Raw genomic sequence first — 4,257 nt, 5'->3', positions numbered from 1 at the left:
GCGATCACGCCGCCCTTGGACACCGTGTACAGCTCCGCGTCCCGCTCCGGGTTGACGCCGATGGTCGCGCCCGGCGGCACCTCGACGTTCTTGTCGAGCACCGCCCCGCGCACCACCGCGCCCCGCCCCACGTGCACGTTGTCGTGCAGCACCGACCCCTGCACCACCGCCCCGGGATCGACCACCACACCCGGCGACAGCACGGACCGCGTGACCTGGCCCCGGATCAGGCAGCCGGCGCTGATGATCGACTCGCTCGCCATGCCGCCCGCGTTGAAGCGGGCCGGGGAGAGCTGGCCGGAGTGCGTGTAGACGGGCCACTGCCGGTTGTAGAGGTTGAAGGCGGGGCGCTCGGCGATCAGGTCCATGTGCGCCTCGTAGTACGCGTCCAGCGTGCCGACGTCCCGCCAGTAGCCCTGGTCGCGGCTGGTCTCGCCGGGCACGTGGTTGGAGCTGAAGTCGTACAGGTGGGCCTCGCCCCGCTCGGTGAGCTGGGGCAGGATCGACCCGCCCATGTCGTGCACCGAGTGCTCGTCCTCGGCGTCCCGGTGGAGGGCCTCGATCAGCGCCTTGGTGGTGAAGAGGTAGTTGCCCATGGAGGCGAACACGCACTCGGGATCGTCGGCGAGTCCGGGCGGATCGGCCGGCTTCTCCAGGAAGCCCTCCACGCTCATCCCGTCAGGACCGGGGGTGATCACTCCGAAGGCGGAGGACTCCGAGCGCGGCACCCGGATCCCGGCCACCGTGACCCCGGCGCCGCTCTCGATGTGCTGGGCGAGCATCTGGCGCGGGTCCATGCGGTACACGTGGTCGGCGCCGAACACGGCCACGTACTCGGGCTGTTCGTCGTAGATCAGGTTCAGCGACTGCAGGATGGCGTCGGCGCTGCCCAGGTACCAGCGCGGGCCGAGGCGCTGCTGCGCGGGCACGGGGGTGACGTAGTTGCCGAGCAGGCTGGACATCCGCCAGGTGGTGGTGACGTGCCGGTCCAGCGAGTGCGACTTGTACTGCGTGAGCACGCAGACGCGCAGGATGTCGCCGTTGACCAGGTTGGACAGGACGAAGTCGACCAGGCGGTAGGTGCCGCCGAAGGTGACCGCCGGTTTGGCGCGGTCCGCCGTGAGCGGCATCAGGCGCTTGCCCTCGCCGCCCGCCAGCACGATTCCCAGGACCGAAGGACCACCACGACGCATGGCCGCTCCCCTCACGCCGATTTTACCAAGACTGCCCCGGACGGACGGGACTAAGCCTGTTTGAGGATCTCCTCGTAGAGCCCGGCCGTCCGCCGCGCCACCGCGTCCCAGCCGAACTCGGTGACCGCGCGCTCCCGTCCCGCCTCGCCCATCCGCCGCGCCGCGGCCGGGTCGCCGAGGACCGAGTCGAGGGCTCGCGCGAGGCCCGCCTCGAAGTCGTCGTCCGCGTCCACGAGTACCCCCGTGGAGCCGTCCGCCACGACCTCCGGGATACCGCCGACCCGGGAGGCGACCACCGCGGTGCCGCACGCCATGGCCTCCAGGTTGACGATGCCGAGCGGTTCGTACACCGAGGGGCACACGAACACGGCGGCATGGGTGAGCAGCTGGATCACCTCCGGGCGCGGCAGCATCTGCGGGATCCAGTGCACCCCCTCGCGGACCCGGCTCAGCTCCTCGTACAGCTCGCGGAACTCCCGGTCGATCTCGGGCGTGTCCGGGGCTCCGGCGCAGAGCACGACCTGCGCGGCCGGGTCGATGCCGCGCACGGCCCGCAGCAGATGGGGCACGCCCTTCTGCCGGGTGATCCGGCCGACGAACAGGACGTACGGGCGGGAGCGGTCCAGGCCGACGCGGTCCAGGGCGTCGGTGCCGGGGTCGGGGCGGTACAGGGAGGTGTCGATGCCGTTGTGCACGATGTGCACCCGGCCGGGGTCGAGGTCCGGGTAGCAGCCGAGGATGTCCTCGCGCATGGCCGCCGACACGGCGATCACGGCGTCGGCGGCCTCGACGGCGGTGCGCTCGGCCCAGCTCGACAGGGCGTAGCCGCCGCCGAGCTGCTCGGCCTTCCAGGGGCGCAGCGGCTCCAGCGAGTGGGCGGTCATCACGTGCGGGATGCCGTACAGCAGCTTGGCGAGGTGGCCGCCGAGGTTGGCGTACCAGGTGTGGGAGTGGACGAGTTCGCGGCCCTCCAGGGCGGCGGCCATGGCGAGGTCGACGGAGAAGGTGCGCAGGGCGTCGTTGGAGCCGTCGAGCGCGGTCCAGGGACGGTGGCGCAGCACCCCGTCCGTCCGGCCCTCGCCCCAGCAGTGCACCTCCAGGTCCACCAGGGATCTCAGCTCCCGGGCGAGGAACTCCACGTGGACTCCGGCGCCGCCGTACACGTCCGGGGGGTACTCCCTGGTCAGCAGTCCCACTCGCACGTGTGAACCCCCTGTCTGAGCGGACGTTGTCCTCATGGTCACCCAGATGGGGCGCGTGGGGAAGAGCGGGGCGGCCGTACGAGGCAGCAGTCGCCGCAGAGGCCCCCGCCGGGTACCCGGTAGTACAGACAGCAGCTGCGGCGCCGGAAGGCGGTGCCGGAGAGGGTTCCGGTGCCGGCGAGCATCGGGTCGGCGAGGAGTTCGCGGGCCAGCGAGCCGGCCCGGGCGGCGACGTCCGTACGGCCGTTCCGGTGCCCCCAGCGGCCCAGTTCGCGGGCGGCACCGGCCAGCGCGGAGGCGGCGTTGCCGCGCAGCAGACCCGGCGCGAGACGGTGGCGGGAGCGCAGGGCGGCGGCGAGGGGCTCGAGGTGGCCGTGCAGCACCAGGTCCGCGATCGTCGCCGCGTCGGCGGGAAGCGGCCGTACCGTGGTCAGCCACAGGTCGTCCGGGGCGCTGCCCCCGGGGTCCCAGCGCAGGAGCCGCGGGGCGAGGTCGGGGACGGCGCCGTAGAGGGCGGCGCAGCCGAGGGCCACGGACCACAGGCGCGCGGCGAGCCCCTGCTGGGCCACCGACGCGGCGACCCGGGCCTCGGAGGTCCGCAGGGCTCCGGCTACCCTGCGGACCCGTGAGGCCAGGGCGCCGCCCTGAACGCCGGGCCGTCCGGGGCCGTATGCCCGGTCGAGCGTGGGCAGGCGGCGGCCGGGAACCTCCCCGGTGCGCAGCATGGAGAAGCCGCCGAGGCGGTGAAGGGCGGTGAGGCGGGGGTCGAGGTCCACGAAGTGCAGTAGTACCAAGTCCCCTAGGGGAAGCAACCAGGGGCCCTCTGTCGTGGGGTACCCACCCAGGGGATGACGGGGCGGCCGTCGTACTCCATCGGCAGTAGGACTCATTGAGTGCTCAGGGACGACGACGGGAACAGCCTGAGGCGGCATCGTGTTGGTTATGAGAGCCGATCGTTCGCCGCGCCGGGTCCACCGCTCCGGTCCTACGCAGAGGAGCAGCCGATGAGCGCCCTTGCGTTGTCCGTGCTGCTGTCGTTCGTCTCTGCCGTGGCGTACGCCGGCGGAGCGATCGTGCAGGAGCGCGTCGCGGTGTCCTCACCCGGCACGCAGCAGTACGCGCCGCTGCGCCGGCCGGGCTGGTGGGCGGCGGTCGGGCTGAACGGCCTCGGCGGACTGCTCCACGTGGTCGCGCTCGCCTACGGTCCGCTGAGTCTCGTACAGCCGCTGGGCGCCCTCACCATCGTCTTCGTCCTGCCCATGGCCGCGCTGTTCGTCGGCCGCAGGGCCGGGGCGACCGCGTGGCGGGGCGCCATCATGGCGACGGTGGGTCTCGCGGGCCTGCTGTCCCTGGTCGGCTCGGCCGACGCGCAGTCGCTGGACACCGCGCAGCGGGTGGCGGCGGCGGTGGTGACGGCCGGTGCGATCGTGGCGCTGATGATCGCGGCCCGGGCCGCGCACCGGCATCCCGCGGTGCGCAGCATCCTGCTGGCCACCGCGTCCGGTGTCGCGTTCGGAATGTCCTCCGTCTTCACCAAGACCGTGGCGGTCGACTGGACCGGTGGGCTCGCCGCGGCGAACCTGCCGTCCCTGGCGGTGATCGGCGTCCTGGCCACGGCCGGCGTGCTGCTGTCCCAGGCCTCCTACCGCGGGGCCGGCCTCGCCGCGCCGCTGGCCACCCTGACGGTGGTGAACCCGGTGGTCGCGGCCGCGGTCGGCCTCACGATGTTCGGCGAGACCTTCCGCTACGGCACGACGGGCACGGCGCTCGCGCTGAGCTGTGGCGTGGTGGCGGCCGGCGGGCTGATCCTGCTCACGACGGAGCGGCTGGCACGCGAGCAGCGGGAGGCGGCCCCTGCGGCC

Annotated in this window: 4 protein-coding genes; 1 reads left to right on the top strand and 3 read right to left on the bottom strand. The window is 73.0% G+C overall.

Annotated elements, in window-relative coordinates; all coding sequences use genetic code 11:
* The 3 genes from glgC to B9S61_RS04255 form a co-directional block, all read right to left on the bottom strand.
* A partial coding sequence (glgC, locus tag B9S61_RS04265; RefSeq protein ID WP_103540990.1) for a glucose-1-phosphate adenylyltransferase occupies window positions 1–1,193 on the bottom strand: 1,193 nt, incomplete at its 3' end.
* A gap of 50 nt (window positions 1,194–1,243) precedes the next feature.
* On the bottom strand, window positions 1,244–2,395 hold the full coding sequence (gene glgA, locus B9S61_RS04260; protein ID WP_103540989.1) for a glycogen synthase: 1,152 nt from the start codon (window positions 2,393–2,395) through the stop codon (window positions 1,244–1,246).
* Window positions 2,396–2,433: 38 nt separating this feature from the next.
* The gene (locus B9S61_RS04255; RefSeq protein WP_258039539.1) at window positions 2,434–3,189 is read right to left on the bottom strand and encodes a (2Fe-2S)-binding protein; all 756 of its coding nucleotides are present in this window, start codon (window positions 3,187–3,189) and stop codon (window positions 2,434–2,436) included.
* Window positions 3,190–3,399: 210 nt separating this feature from the next.
* Here B9S61_RS04255 and B9S61_RS04250 point away from each other — a divergent pair.
* A partial coding sequence (locus B9S61_RS04250; RefSeq protein WP_181007231.1) for a DMT family transporter occupies window positions 3,400–4,257 on the top strand: 858 nt, incomplete at its 3' end.

The sequence above is a fragment of the Streptomyces sp. SM1 genome (genome assembly GCF_002910825.1).
In the GTDB taxonomy this organism is placed as follows: Bacteria; Actinomycetota; Actinomycetes; order Streptomycetales; family Streptomycetaceae; genus Streptomyces; species Streptomyces okerensis.
Note: the sequence above shows the minus strand (reverse complement) of the source record. Positions and strands in the feature narration are given on the sequence as shown.